Annotated in this window: 12 protein-coding genes; 5 read left to right on the top strand and 7 right to left on the bottom strand. The window is 60.4% G+C overall.

Annotated elements, in window-relative coordinates:
• Both WA989_RS00440 and WA989_RS00435 read left to right on the top strand, forming a co-directional pair.
• Nucleotides 1-582: serine hydrolase domain-containing protein (locus tag WA989_RS00440; RefSeq protein ID WP_424338561.1), on the top strand; the 582-nt coding region annotated here is incomplete at its 5' end.
• Complete coding sequence (locus WA989_RS00435; protein WP_424338563.1) at nucleotides 576-854, top strand: DUF3253 domain-containing protein; 279 nt, start codon at nucleotides 576-578, stop codon at nucleotides 852-854. The genes WA989_RS00440 and WA989_RS00435, both read left to right, overlap by 7 nt.
• An 11-nt stretch (nucleotides 855-865) precedes the next feature.
• On the opposite strand, the gene WA989_RS00430 is transcribed toward WA989_RS00435, so the two are convergent.
• Nucleotides 866-1,657, bottom strand: coding sequence for an enoyl-CoA hydratase/isomerase (locus WA989_RS00430; protein WP_424338560.1), 792 nt, complete (start codon nucleotides 1,655-1,657; stop codon nucleotides 866-868).
• Nucleotides 1,658-1,794: 137 nt separating this feature from the next.
• On the opposite strand from WA989_RS00430, the gene WA989_RS00425 reads away from it, so the two are divergent.
• Nucleotides 1,795-3,231 carry a coniferyl aldehyde dehydrogenase gene (locus WA989_RS00425; protein ID WP_424338559.1) on the top strand — a complete coding sequence of 479 codons (1,437 nt, stop codon included), beginning with the start codon at nucleotides 1,795-1,797 and terminating at the stop codon, nucleotides 3,229-3,231.
• 79 nt (nucleotides 3,232-3,310) lie between these two features.
• On the top strand, nucleotides 3,311-4,378 hold the full coding sequence (locus tag WA989_RS00420; RefSeq protein ID WP_424338558.1) for a sensor histidine kinase: 1,068 nt from the start codon (nucleotides 3,311-3,313) through the stop codon (nucleotides 4,376-4,378).
• Here the strand turns inward: WA989_RS00420 and WA989_RS00415 are convergent.
• The 3 genes from WA989_RS00415 to WA989_RS00405 all read right to left on the bottom strand — a co-directional run bounded on the left by WA989_RS00415 (nucleotide 4,367) and on the right by WA989_RS00405 (nucleotide 8,894).
• Nucleotides 4,367-6,334 (bottom strand): alpha/beta hydrolase family protein, encoded by a 1,968-nt coding sequence (locus WA989_RS00415; protein ID WP_424338562.1) that lies wholly within the window; start codon nucleotides 6,332-6,334, stop codon nucleotides 4,367-4,369. The two genes, WA989_RS00420 and WA989_RS00415, sit on opposite strands and share 12 nt — an antisense overlap.
• Nucleotides 6,335-6,435: 101 nt before the next feature.
• Nucleotides 6,436-8,064, bottom strand: coding sequence for a DEAD/DEAH box helicase (locus WA989_RS00410; protein ID WP_424338557.1), 1,629 nt, complete (start codon nucleotides 8,062-8,064; stop codon nucleotides 6,436-6,438).
• Nucleotides 8,065-8,288: 224 nt separating this feature from the next.
• On the bottom strand, nucleotides 8,289-8,894 hold the full coding sequence (locus WA989_RS00405) for a superoxide dismutase (RefSeq protein ID WP_424338556.1): 606 nt from the start codon (nucleotides 8,892-8,894) through the stop codon (nucleotides 8,289-8,291).
• A gap of 115 nt (nucleotides 8,895-9,009) precedes the next feature.
• Here WA989_RS00405 and WA989_RS00400 point away from each other — a divergent pair, with 115 nt between their 5' ends.
• Nucleotides 9,010-9,603, top strand: coding sequence for a squalene/phytoene synthase family protein (locus tag WA989_RS00400; RefSeq protein WP_424338555.1), 594 nt, complete (start codon nucleotides 9,010-9,012; stop codon nucleotides 9,601-9,603).
• Nucleotides 9,604-9,619: 16 nt separating this feature from the next.
• Here WA989_RS00400 and WA989_RS00395 read toward each other — a convergent pair whose 3' ends face one another.
• The 3 genes from WA989_RS00395 to WA989_RS00385 all read right to left on the bottom strand — a co-directional run.
• Nucleotides 9,620-10,507 carry a CHAD domain-containing protein gene (locus WA989_RS00395; protein ID WP_424338554.1) on the bottom strand — a complete coding sequence of 296 codons (888 nt, stop codon included), beginning with the start codon at nucleotides 10,505-10,507 and terminating at the stop codon, nucleotides 9,620-9,622.
• A gap of 87 nt (nucleotides 10,508-10,594) precedes the next feature.
• Nucleotides 10,595-12,202, bottom strand: a complete 1,608-nt coding sequence (locus WA989_RS00390; RefSeq protein ID WP_424338553.1) for a DHA2 family efflux MFS transporter permease subunit — start codon at nucleotides 12,200-12,202, stop codon at nucleotides 10,595-10,597.
• A 50-nt stretch (nucleotides 12,203-12,252) separates the two neighbouring features.
• Nucleotides 12,253-13,469: HlyD family secretion protein (locus WA989_RS00385; RefSeq protein WP_424338552.1), on the bottom strand; the 1,217-nt coding region annotated here is incomplete at its 5' end.

The following is a 13,469-nucleotide window of genomic DNA, read 5'->3' as shown; positions in this document are numbered from 1 at the left end:
TTTGGTCCGCTGGATATGCCGGATACCGACTTTTATGTCCCGGATGAGAAGCTCAAACGCCTCATGGCCTGTTACAGCAAGGACCCTGAGACCGGCAATGTCGCAATGAGCGACGATGCAGGCGCCGCTTCGAAACTCTACCGGGCTAAGCCGCCTTTGCTGAATGCAGGCGGCGGCCTTGTCTCGACCCTGCGGGACTATCACCGCTTCTGTCAGATGCTGCTACATGGCGGCAGTCTTGATGGCGCGCGCATTCTCAGCCCGAAGACGATCGAATTCATGCGCAAGAACCATTTGCCGGACAACAAATCGATCAAGCAGATGGGTGACAAGACCTTCTCCGAAGCGCGCATGGATGGCAACGGGTTCGGCCTCGGCGGCAGTGTCATCATCAATGTCGCCGAAACCATGCAGCCCGGTTCGGTTGGTACGTTCAGCTGGGGCGGCCTCGCCAATACCTTCTTCTGGATCGATTATGAGGAAGAGCTGATCGCCATCCAGGCCACGCAGATGATCCCCTCCGGCTGTTATCCGATCCGCCCGCAATTCCAGCAGCTCGTCTATGCGGCCATCGACTGGTGAGCGAGGAAGAAGGCAAGCCAAAGAAGAAGAAAGAGACGCTGGAAGAGATTATCCTGCGTCTGGTGGAGGAACGCGGGGCCGGCAAGACGGTCTGCCCATCAGAAGCGGCCCGCGCGTTTCGGGAGGACAACTGGCAAAGCCTGATGGGGGAAGTCCGCGCCAACGCCGTGCGGCTCGCGCATCGGGGCGAGATTGCAATCTACCGAAAAGGAAAGCCGGCAGACCCTGATGATTTCAAAGGGGTTTACCGGCTTGGTCTGCCTCAGGGCTGATCTGCTCGATCTCAGGCTTTTCTGAAGTCCGCAGGCCGCTTTTCGAGGAAGGCCTTCACGCCCTCTGCAAAATCAGACGAGCGGCCAGCAGTCCTCTGCGCAAAGCGTTCGGCCTGTAGCTGGCTGTCGAGATCATTTTCTCCGGCGGCCCAGACTAGGTCGCGGATCAGCGCGAGCGCTGTCGTCGGGCCATCGGCGAGCGTCTTGGCGTAGGATTTGGCTTCGTCGAGCAGCTGGTCGTCAGCGACGACGCGGTTGACCAGCCCCCATTCGAGAGCCTGCGCCGCGGGGATCTTGTCTCCGAACAGCGTCATCTCCATGGCGCGGGCGCGGCCGATGGTGCGGGCCAGCAGATAGGTCGAGCCGCCATCGGGGACGAGGCCAATGCGCCGGAAGGCCTGAAGGAAATAGGCGCTTTCGGCCGCAATCACGAAGTCGCCCATCAGCGCAATCGAGCAGCCAACGCCTGCCGCCGCACCATTTACGGCCGTGATGACAGGGTGTGGATGGGTCCGGATCGCCTTGATGAAGGGGTTGTAGACGCGGTCGAGTTCGCGGCCGGCATCGGGCTTGCGGTCGGATTTCTTGCCGCCGGCCATGCCGCCGGAAAGGTTCGCGCCAGAGCAGAAGCCGCGGCCATTGCCGGTGATGATCGTACAGCGCGCTTCGTCGCCAGCCTTTTCGAGCGCCAGGCTCAGCTCGTTGACGGTATCGACGCCGGCCGCATTCATCGTCTTGGGATCATTGAATGCGATGACGGCGATCTCGTCCTCGACATCATAGGTGATTTTCTCGAAACTCATCGGCCTGTCCTCCTGCTATCTTTTGTCGAGTTTACCGGTAGAAATCCCCCTGAAAACCGTGACGTGGCGGAAGTGTTTGGTTCAAGGCGCGGTTGCGCTACAATGTGTTAGCAAGATTACAGAAGGGGAGGACTGAAATGGCTCTGGAAGGTGGACCATCAGGCGATATGAACGCCATTCTGGCAAAGCAGAAGGCGGCCCATCTGCGCGATGGCATCCCGTCTGTCGAAAAACGCATCGACTGGCTCGACCGCTCGATTGACCTGCTCGTCACGCATGGCAAGGCGCTCAACGAGGCGATGTGCGAGGATTTCGGGCACCGCTCGAAGGACCAGTCCGATTTTACCGATATTGCAGGCTCCATTGGCGCGCTGAAATTCGCCAAGAAACACGTAAAATCCTGGATGAAGCCTGAGAAGCGCTCGACAGAGTTCCCGCTGAACCTGATGGGCGCCAAGGCGCGCCTGCATTTCCAGCCAAAGGGCGTGGTCGGCATCATCAGCCCGTGGAATTTCCCGGTGAACCTGACATTCACCCCGATGGCCGGCGTTTTCGCTGCGGGGAACCGCACCATGATCAAGCCGTCGGAATTCACCGAGGCGACCTCAGAGCTGATGAAAAAGCTGCTCGGCGAGTACTATTCCGAAGAGGAGGTGGCGGTCGTGACCGGCGGGCCGGATATTGGCGCGTCCTTCTCTGGCCTTGCCTTCGACCATCTCGTCTTCACCGGCGCGACCTCGATTGCGCACCATGTGATGCGTGCGGCCGCCGATAATCTCGTACCGCTCACGCTCGAATTGGGCGGCAAGTCGCCAGTGATCCTTGGCGAATCGGCTGATCTCGACAAGGCGGCCAAGCGGATCATGGCGGGCAAGACGCTGAATGCCGGTCAGATCTGTCTCGCGCCGGACTACGCGTTTGTCCCGAAAGAGAAGACGAAGGAATTCATCCAGCACGCCACCAGCGCGGTCGAGACGATGTTCCCGTCGGGCCTCAAGGACAATGACGACTATACTTCCATCGTTAATCAGCGCCATTTCGACCGGCTGAATTCCTATCTAGACGACGCCCGCTCAAAAGGCGCCGAAATCATCGAGATCAATCCGAAGGACGAGAATTTCAGCCAGCAGCCGCACCACAAGATGGCGCCGCACATCATTGTCGATCCGACCGATGAGATGAAGGTGATGCAGGACGAGATTTTCGGCCCGATCCTGCCGATCAAATCCTATTCGAAGGCAGAAGAAGCGGTGAGCTATGTCAATGCGCATCCGCGCCCGCTGGGTCTTTATTATTTCGGTGCAGATGCGAGCGAGCGCGACTATGTGCTCAACAATACGACCTCAGGCGGTGTCACGGTGAATGACGTCATCTTCCATGTTGCACAGGAAGACATGCCCTTCGGCGGGGTTGGCCCGTCTGGCATGGGCTCCTATCACGGCATCGACGGGTTCAGGGAGTTCAGCCATAAGAAGTCTGTCTACACTCAGATCGGCGCAGACCTTCTGGCCATGATCCGCCCACCCTATGGCGAAAAGTATCGCAAACAGGTGGCCTCGCGCGTAAAAAGATAGCGCGCCTCTTCCCGCTAATATAGAAAGCGTCATTACAGGGTCTGGCGCGAACTGGCAGGTTGTTGCTCAGGGATAGGGAATGCTGAGTTCAATTGAACGCTTCAAGGCGAATGTGCTCGAACAATTGGGTGAGGGCGTAATCGTCACGGATTCTGAAGGCCGTATCCTGACGGTCAATCGGGCTGCCGAGGAGATCCACGGGCAGGTCCGCCTCGATGCGGCGCCTGAAGCCTATAGCGAAACCTACCAGCTTCTGACGATGGAGGGCGAGCCTTATCCGTCTCATGAGCTTCCGCTGGCGCGGGCCGTTCGCGGCGAGACAGTCATCGATGCGGCCTGGAAGATCAGGCGGCCCGACAATTCGGTCGTTGTCGCGGTCGGAACGGCGCGGCCTGTCCGCGGCGAAACCGGCGAACAGATTGGCGCAGTGCTGACCATGCGCAATGACACGCTGCGTCATGAGGCGGAGGTGCAGCTAAAGGAAGCGCTCAAACTGAAGGAAACGCTCCTGTTCGAGGTCAATCACCGGGTCCGGAACAGTTTGCAGATCGTCTCCTCGATCGTGTCGCTTCCGCTCTACAGGATCAAGGATCCCGAAGCCCATGCGGCGCTGTCACAGACGCGCGACAGGATCGATGTCATCTCTGCGACCCACCGGAGCCTGTACGAACTCGGCACGCATGACAGGGTCGATTGCAACCGCTTGCTGCCGGATCTGTGTTCGCAGCTCGTCGACACATATAGAGGCGAACGCGAGCTGACCCTGGAGACGGTTCTTGCAGGAGAGATTGTCCTGCCGATCAGCAAGGCGGTCTCGCTCTGTCTCGCCGTGACCGAACTGCTGACCAATGCCTGTAAATACGCCTTCGAGGGGCGTGAGGAGGGCCATCTCGAACTCGAGCTCGACGGGGCTGGCGATCAGATCCGCGTGGCGGTGTCAGACAATGGGGTCGGCATTCGTGAGGGCATGCGTCATGCGAGCGGCACGGGCATAGGCACTCTGCTCGTCTCCTCACTCACCGGCGTGCTCAATGCAGAGGTGCGCTGCGACACCGGACCATCCGGCACCCGCCACACGATCATCTTCGACAAGCCTCCGTTCCCTAGGGAAGCAAATGGCAACGCCGACGCGACATCAATTGGCTGACAGCTCTGAGACCTGACCGCCAATTGATTTTTCGACGAACGCATCGAGCGCGCGCAGCGTCGCCAGCCGGTTCTCGCTGGTACGCATCCAGTGGTCGCCTGTCTTCAGCCTCACGAGCTCGACATCCGCATCCTCGCGTTTCAAAGCGCGTTCCATGGCGCGGCTCTGGTCAAAGTCGACAACGGTGTCGTCTTCTCCGTGAATGAGGATCACCGGGGCCTTGAATGCAGCGGCGTGCTCTATGGGCGAAATCTCTTTCAGCTTGTTGGTGCTTGTATCACCCTTGGCCATTATGCGGCGCCAATACGCGACCACCCAGTGATCGCGCCCGCGTTCACGAATGGCGTCGCCCATCATCTTCGGTAGATCCGTCACCGGAGCGACCGCTGCGACGCACTTGTAAAGGTCCGGCGTGGTGGCGCCGCCCATCAGCGCGGAGTAGCCACCATAGCTTGCCCCGACAATACAGATGCGGTCAGGGTCTGCGAACCCGTTCTTGATCATCGCCTGAACGCCGTCTGTAACATCGTCCTGCATTTTACCGCCCCATTCGCCGCTACCCGCGGCAGTGAAGTCGCCGCCAAATCCCGAAGAGCCGCGGAAATTCGGCTGCAGGACGACGTAGCCCCGATTGGCGAAGAACTGGGCCATCCAGTCGAAACCGTAAACGTCGTGTGACTGTGGGCCGCCATGCGGCATCACGATCATGGGGAGTTTTACGCCAGCGGCTAAGTCAACACCGGGAGGCGTCGTCACGATGGCGGGGATGGCGAGACCGTCCCTGGCGGGATATTCGATGGCATAGACGATCCCCACCGCATCATCGGGAATGTCATCATAAGACCGGCTGAGCATCGTATAGTCGTCTGCCTTGACGTCATGCAGAAACACGAGCGGCACGGAATAGCCGTCGAACAGTGTGTAGAGGACGAAATCGCGGTTTTCAGACCAGGACTCCAGTTCGACACGCGCATTCTGAAAACGCGCGAGCGTGGCGTCGACGCTCTTCTTCAGCTTGCTGTCAACGATATCGTAGCTCGGAAACGTGCCGGAATATTGTACGCCGAGAAATTTGCGATTGATGTCGTGCAGGACATGCTCGATGTCAGCATTCTCCCGGAAAAAGAGAGCGCGATCGATCGTTCCATCACTGTTGATGCGCGATATCGACGAAAACCCACCCTCTACGTCATCATTCGAGATGAAATAGAGGCCGGTTTGGTCCTCGGTAACGGCGACCGTCGCAAACGGAATCTCGGGCGCGTCTATTTCGGTCACTTCCCTCCAGCGCTTTCCATCATGGAACTGAAGGCTGTATGTGTTCCGGCTGTTATTGTAATCCTCGCGAAACAGCGGTTCGCCCTGTGCGTCGACAAACCAGTCGATCGTCTGGCGTGTTCCTTTCTGCTCGACTCTTGCGTAACCGCTGTCCGGGTTGGCCTTCATCAGACTGTATGCCGGGTCTGAACGCGCCTCACCCACGAAAGCCGGCATCATCAAGGTTCCATCATCGCGCCGGCCGACCACTCTTCCGAGGCCGCTTTGGGCCGGAAAAAGGCCGGAAGCGCGAGACAGCAACTGCATCGCGTCGCCAGACTGCAGATCCATCGCAATCGCGGCGGAATATTCATACTGGCCGCGAAAGCCCCAGGTTTGGGCCGCCTCTGAGGCTTTAATGACAACAGTGTCATTGTCTGCAAACAGGACGCCATTGGTTCTGACTGCATTTGCATCAAAGCGTTTGGTCGTGCCTTTTCCTTTTTCATAAATGACAAGGACAACGCCGACCGACGTGTTCATCACGAGCGCCACTTTTGAGCCGTCTGGCGAGATATCGGTCGCAATGACCTTTGGCAGGGAGCCATAGGCCTCGATTGGAGGCTTTGATGCTTCAGCATTTGCGCAACTGCACGCGATGGCAATCGAGCAGATCGCCAGTGCGACCGACCTGAACATGAACTTCAAGCAGAAGCCTCCTCGGGCAATTACCTTATGGTAAAAGCCTAATTCAGAGGCTCATCGATGCCAATCGATTTGTTCGGGGCTGAAACGTGTGCCTAGCGCTTCAGGAAATCCGGCACATCGCCGCCAAAACCGCGCACGCCGTCATTGGTCGGTTCGAGGTCCTTCTTGCGCGACCTGCCGGATGATTTTCCACTGTCGCCGCGCCTGGATTTCGGCTTGCCGCCTTCGGGCCTGGACGCTTTCTGCGGGGTGTCATCCTTGGACTTGGATGCGGGTTTCTTGTCCGCTTCGGCAGGGGCTTTGGTGTCCGGTTTTTCGGTCTTCGCGTCGTTTTGCGGCTGGTCGTCCGAGCGCCCGCGTCGACCGCGAGAGCCGCCCCGGCTACCGCTGCTGCTGCCGCCAGCACCACTGCGCCCGCTGCTTCTGCCACGTCCGCGGCCTTTGCGGCCACCTGTCTCTTCCGGCAGGTTTTCAATTTCGTCTGCGAGGCCTTCAGGCATGAAGTCAGTCACTTCGGCCTGGATCAGCCTCATGACGCCGTCCCAGGACTTGCCGTCCGCGGGACTGACAATGGTGAAGCTTTCGCCCTCGCGCCCGGCGCGGCCCGTCCGGCCGATCCGGTGGACATAATCCTCGTCCTTTGGCGGCGGGGAATAGTTGAACACATGGCTTACATCCGGCACGTCGAGGCCGCGTGCGGCGACATCGGACGCGACGAGCAGGGTCAGCTCGCCGTCGCGGAACCGGTCGAGCGTCTGCGTGCGATAGGCCTGAGGCAGGTCGCCATGGATGGCCGCGGCATCGAAGCCATGCTTGATCAGCGATTTGGTGACAACATCCACTTCGCGCTTGCGGTTGCAGAAGACAATCCCGTTCTTGACTTTGCGCGCTTCGATGATGCGGCGCAGCGCAGTGCGCTTGGCCTTGTCGTCATTGCGCGAAATCTTCACGACGTGCTGGGTAATCGTCGACGCCGTCATCTGCTGACTGGCGACTTCGATCCGCTTTGGATGCTTCTGAAACGTCTTGGCGAGCTTTGCGATTTCCGGCGGCATCGTCGCCGAGAAGAGCAGCGTCTGCCGGCGCGGCGGCAGCATGCCGAGGATTTTCTCGATGTCCGGGATGAAGCCCATATCCATCATCCGGTCGGCTTCGTCGATGACGAGGATTTCGACGCCCGTCAGAAGGATCTTGCCGCGCTCGAACTGGTCGATCAGCCGGCCTGGCGTCGCGATCAGCACGTCCACGCCGCGCATCAGCTTTTGTTCCTGGTCCTTGAACGAGACCCCGCCGATCAGCAGCGCCATGTTGAGTTTCAGATGCTTGCCATATTTCTCGAAATTCTCGGCGACCTGTGCGGCGAGTTCGCGGGTCGGCGCAAGGATCAGTGTACGGGGCATTCGGGCGCGGGCGCGGCCCTGTTCGAGCCGGTGGATCATGGGCAGCACGAAGGCGGCCGTCTTGCCTGTTCCGGTCTGCGCAATGCCGGTGACGTCGCCGCCCAGCAGGACATGCGGGATGGCTTCCGCCTGGATCGGGGTCGGGCTGTCATAGCCGGCTTCCTCGATAGCCTGAAGAATTTTCGCGCCAAGGCCAAGGGCGGCAAAGGTGGTTTTCGGAGTGTCGGTCTGTTCGTCGGTCAAATCTGTGTCTTTCGGGAGTTTGGAATCATTGTCGCTCGGTAGAGCCGCCCGGATGGCGGCAGACCCGGGCGCTTCCATGCCCGGAAATACATATTGGCGCCGCCATAGCCGAATTCTCGCACGTGCGAAAGGCTTCCTTTCCAGCTGCGCAATTTGCGCTCTGCGCTGTGTCTCCAGCGCAACCGAGGCCGTACACCGCATCGTGCCGGCACGCTTCAGGTCAAGTCAGCGCTGGAAATAAGACTGGCCCGCCCCCTTGCGGAGACGGGCCAGCCGGTAAGCGGTATGGATCGTTAAAGCGTCTAGTTCGCGTCAGCCAGGTTCTGGTTGGCGAAGTCCCAGTTCACTACGCTTTCGAGCCAGGCTTGCATATAGTTCGGGCGCGAATTCTGGTAATCGAGATAATAGGCGTGCTCCCAGACATCCATGGTCAGGAGCGGGGTTGCGCCGTCTTCGGTAAGCGGCGTCTCGGCATTCGGCGTCTTGCGCACTTCAAGCTTGCCATTCTTCAGCACGAGCCAGGCCCAGCCGGACCCGAACTGGCCGCCGCCAGCGCCTTTGAATTCTTCGGCAAACTTGTCGTAGGAGCCGAAATCGGAATCGATCTTGTCAGCGATCGCGCCGGACGGCTTGCCGCCGCCACCGGGTTTCATCGAGTGCCAGTAGAAGGTGTGGTTCCAGACCTGGGCGGCATTGTTGAAGAGGCCGGCCTTGGAGCTGTCTGCCTCTGCGGTCTCGATGATCTCTTCGAGCGGCTTGCCTTCGAGGTCTGTGCCATCAATCATCTTGTTGAGATTGTTCACATACGCCTGATGGTGTTTTCCATAGTGGTAATTCAGCGTCTCTTCTGAGATGTGTGGTGCGAGGGCATCGCGGGAATAAGGTAGGGGTGGAAGTTCAAAGGCCATGTGGGTCTCCTTGCATATGTTTCATCTATTCTAGCGCGTCGCACTTCATATGGGTTCCATGCCAGACTCTGCCACCCTCACAAGCCCTGAAATATGGGCAATTATCGATCAAAGAGTGCGTAAAGGCGATGAAGACCGCTGGATTTCGTCGCGCTATGCGGCCAAGCCCGAACGCCGCGCCCTGATCGCGCTCTACGCCTTTGCCTATGAACTGGCCCGTGTTCGCATTGTTGTAACGGAGCCTGGCCTGGGCGCGATCCGCTTTCAATGGTGGCGCGATGCGCTGGAGGAAATCGAGACTGGCAAGCCGCCGCGCGCTCACAATGTGGTCGGTGCGCTCGCTGACATGCTGGCCGAGAACCGCTACAGGATCGATGCCTTGCAGCGGCTCGTCGACCAGTATGAAGACGCTTTCGACGCCTCCGACCGCGCGCTTCAGCCGGAAAGCCATCTGACGGCAACAGCCGCGCGTGTCCTCGCCGACGCGCATGGCTGGGGGCAGCATATCAGCACGATCGCGCCGCATTTCGCAGCTCTCAGGCGGGGCGAGCGTGTCGGCTACGGGCCGGTCGTGCCGAAAGTGCCAAAAGCGATCCGGCCGGCCGTCGCGCACTTCAGGCTGAGGCAGCTTTACGGGAAGGCGCCAGACCCATCGAGTGTCTCCAAACGGCTTTGCGTGCTCAGGGGGGTGATGAGCGGCAAGGTCTGACGTTCGATGTCGTGGTCTATTGAAATCCTGCGCGCCACCAGCCTTCCCAACGCTCGGCAAGAGCTGCGCCCTTTTCTGAAAACAGCTTTTCGCCGCGCTCGAAGCAGGACGCCTCAATCTGCGCCTGGCGGGCGCGGGCAAGGCCTTCGACCAATTCCGCCGTTTCAGCGTCGGGTCCGAGCGCCTCCTTCGCAGCTGTCGTCAAGACGGCGAGGTCGTGATGATCACCGAGATCATCCGAGAGCGCGTCCGCCTCCTCGACCCGGCCGTCCAGCACGGGCCGCCAGATCCGCTTGGCGAGACGCGCATGGTACCTGTGATATTTGACCCGTTTTCGCCAAGCGTGAAAGTCGTCTGCCTTGCCGGTCTTGCGCGCTTTCGCCATCGCCTTTCGGGCGCGGTCATATGTTTTGGCAACGCCGCCGGTGAAAGCATCGGGACCCGTCTCGCCCAGTGACCAGTCCTTAACCCGCTCAAGCGCGTTTTCGAATACGGCGACCATGTCTGCCAACCGGCTCTCGATCTCGTCGTCATCGAGCGCGGCTTTTTTCGTTTCGAGACGATCGCGCAGCGGGTTGAGCGCCGCTTTCTTCAGCTCTTTGGAAAAATGGGTCTCCAGCGCGTCGGCCGTGGCGAGCAGGGCGGTTGCGTCTCGTGCGTCTGAAAGCGTTCTCGCAGCATCGCGGAAAATCTTATTCTCGCCTGAATAGTCATCAAAGGAGCAGCGGACGAAACGGACCAGGCCGCGCATCTTCTTGCAGCGCTTTCGCGCAGCGTGGACTTTTGCGGACCGTGCCATGCTATCGTCGCAAAGTTCCTCAAGCCCGGACTCAAGCTGGCTGATGGCGATCCGGCAGAGGCCTTGTTCAACAGAGTTGTCTGATGCGCGAAAGGAGTATGCCATCCGCTATTCTCACATTCAGACGCCCTCCTGATCAAGCCTCAACCCGTAACCAGCCGGTGGCCGAATGCCGTGCGCACGCCGGCGCTCTCATTTTTGCGGGTTTGGCGCGGACGGGCGCGCCTGCAGTTTCGGTTTCGGCATCAGCAAAAGCACGAACATGACGAGCGCGAACCAGACCGCAATCACGAAGAAGCAATCGCGGAAGGCTAGCACACTCGCTTCGACGGAGACCTGCCGGCCCAGCTCTCCGAACGCGGCCTGAAAGGCGGGCAGGGGAGACATGCCGGAGGCTTCGAGTTCTCGCGCCACCAGGGCATGCGTGTAGGCAAGCTCGGAATTGGATTCATTCAGCGCTGACGAGAGGTGTTCGCCGTGAAACAGGAGGCGTCTCTGCAAGAGGATTGCAAGCAGGTTCACACCGAAAGCGCCGCCAACCTGCATCAGGAAAGACGCACCGCCCGTGGCCGAGGCGAGCAGGTGCGGCGGCACAGCGCGCACGGCCGTCGTATTTGCAGGCGGCATGCAGAAGCTGATGCCGACCCGGCTCAGTATGATCCAGTAGACCAGAGGCCAGTACGGCGTAAACTGGGTGACGTGGGACAGCAGATAGGCCGAGAGCGCAAAGCAGATAATGCCAAAGCCGAGCAGGAAGCGCGGGTCGACCCGGTCGCTGAGGCGGCCTGCGATCGGAAAGCCGATCACCATGGCGAGCCCGGCCGGGATCATCATGATGCCCGCGGCTGTCGGCGAGTAGTGCTGGACGAGCTGGACGAAGAGCGGGATGAGATAGGTCGAGCCATAGATCGCCAGCCCTGTCGCTGCGATGATGAGGCCTGTCGACCAGAACTGGCGGTACTTGAAGATGGCCGGGTTCAATGCCGGAAAGGCGTGCTGTCGTTCCCAGAAGAAAAAGGCGACGAGCGCGAGCGTACCGATCGAGAATTTGAGCAGGGAGATGTCTGAATCCCAACCATCCCGGTTGCCGCCTGCAAAGCCGGACAGAAGCGAAATTATACCGATTGAGATCAGGATGAGGCCCTGCCAGTCGAGGGGGCGTTTCTGGGCTTTCAGTTCAGGGTCGACATTGGGCATAAGCACGGGCGCTGCGGCGAGTGCAACCAGAGCCAGCGGGACGGTCGCCACAAAGACCAGCCGCCAGCTCGACAGGTCGACAGCGATGCCGCCAAGCGCCGGGCCGAACGCCGGCGCAAGCACGACGCCGATGGAGAAGATGCCGATCGCCGTGCCACGCTGATGGTCCGGGAAGGTCTGGAAAATGAGGAACATGGACATGGGCTGCAGCAGCCCCGCTGCGATGCCCTGCATGGCCCGCGAGACGATCAGCATTTCGAGTGTTCCGCTGACCGCGCCGAGTAGAGAGCCGGCAATAAAGACCAGCATGCCAAACACATAAGTCGCGCGCGGGCCATAATTCGATATGGCCCAGGCGTTCGCCAGCATGGCGAGGGTCGAGGCTGCAAGAAAGGCCGTCGACATCCATTGCGCCTGGTCCTGGCCGAGGCCGAATGCGCCAATGATCGCCGGCAGGGCGACATTGATCGTGGTCGCCGCCAGCAGGGTCGACATCGAGCCGACCAGCATCGAGAAGAGCAGCAGCCAGCGATAGATCGAGCCGAATTGGGCAAAGCGGTCTTTTACAGCCTGATTTGCCAGCGGCGGGATGTCGTCAGGCAAGGGAAGCGGCGCACGAAACGCGCGAGGGCGCGGCGAAGGCCCGCTAATGCTCACCGCGCGCTGCTTGCAGGCTCGCCGTCCTGCTTCTCGATCCGCACGCGGACCATTGTCCCGGGGCGCAGCGGAACGGATGCGTCGTCGAGCACGATGCTCACCCCGATCCGCTGGGTGATCTTGGTGAAGACGCCATTCGCGTTCGGATTGGGCATCAGGGCGGCTTCGGCAATCGTTGCATCATGGATGCGCTCCACTTCGCCCTCGAAACTGAGATCTGGATAGCTGTCGACGCGGACCGTTACGGGCGCGCCCTGACGAATATGGCGGATATCGGTTTCCTTGATATTGGCCGAGACCCAGACATTGCCGGGATTGTGAACCAGCGCCATGCGGAAGCCGCGCAGGGAATGCTCGCCAGCATCATAGAAGAGCTCGTCGACGACCCCGTCCACCGGGCTTTTGATCAGGTGTTGTTCGACAACGACCTGCTGGGCGGCGACGCGCGCTTCGGCCTGGTGCAGGGCGGCGCGAAGGACCGCCAGATCGTGATCGATGAGCTGGACTTCCTCGCCGGCAATGCTGGCTGTTCGCTGCTCGGCGGCGGCGCGCTGGCGCTCGGCTTCTGCGCGGCGCAGCGCCTGTTCTGCGGTGTCGAGCGCGTTCTGTGCCTGGTCGAGGGCGGCGCGAGCGACGCGGCCTCTGTCGAACAGATCCTTGGTGCGTTCATAATCGAGGCTTACCGTCTGGTAATCGGACTGAGCGGACTGGACAGAAGCGGATGCCGACTGCGTTCCGGCGGCGCGGGCGGCGACTTCGCTGCCGGCCTTGGAAGCGGTCAGAGATGCGCGGGTTTCCTCGCGGGTAATTTCGGCGCGCAGGCGGTCTGCTTCGGCTTCAAATTGCTGAAGCGCAAGGGCCGCTTCGCGATCATCGATCCTGAACAGGATGTCGCCTTCGGACACCGTATCGCCTTCGCTGACGGCGACCTCCGTAATCCGGCCGGAAATATCGGTGGACACAGCGATCATGTCGGCGGCGATCCGGGCGTCCGCTGTCGAGACATAGGCGGCGCGGTCGGCCAGAAACCGGCCGATGACGACGATCGCGATCACGCCAAGAACAGCCCCCATGAGCAGGCGGGTCCTGCGATCACGCAACACCGCCTGCAGTCGGGCTCGCCGGTTGGCGGTCTCTGCGTTCGGAGTTGATATGTTTCCGTCCATGCCTGTCTGGCCAAGCGCCTTAATGGCCGTACCAGAGCCTCCCTGTC

The sequence above is a fragment of the Henriciella sp. genome (genome assembly GCF_049649345.1).
Lineage (GTDB): Bacteria > Pseudomonadota > Alphaproteobacteria > Caulobacterales > Hyphomonadaceae > Henriciella.
This window is presented reverse-complemented; position numbering and strand designations above follow the sequence as displayed.

Excerpts from the sequence above, each read along its gene's own strand:
- WA989_RS00420 (WP_424338558.1), top strand. The coding sequence starts at position 3,311 with ATGCTGAGTTCAATTGAACGCTTCAAGGCGAATGTGCTCGAACAATTG.
- WA989_RS00430 (WP_424338560.1), bottom strand. The coding sequence starts at position 1,657 with ATGAGTTTCGAGAAAATCACCTATGATGTCGAGGACGAGATCGCCGTC.
- WA989_RS00395 (WP_424338554.1), bottom strand. The coding sequence starts at position 10,507 with ATGGCATACTCCTTTCGCGCATCAGACAACTCTGTTGAACAAGGCCTC.
- WA989_RS00425 (WP_424338559.1), top strand. The coding sequence starts at position 1,795 with ATGGCTCTGGAAGGTGGACCATCAGGCGATATGAACGCCATTCTGGCA.
- WA989_RS00410 (WP_424338557.1), bottom strand. The coding sequence starts at position 8,064 with ATGGAAGCGCCCGGGTCTGCCGCCATCCGGGCGGCTCTACCGAGCGAC.
- WA989_RS00415 (WP_424338562.1), bottom strand. The coding sequence starts at position 6,334 with ATGTTCAGGTCGGTCGCACTGGCGATCTGCTCGATTGCCATCGCGTGC.
- WA989_RS00405 (WP_424338556.1), bottom strand. The coding sequence starts at position 8,894 with ATGGCCTTTGAACTTCCACCCCTACCTTATTCCCGCGATGCCCTCGCA.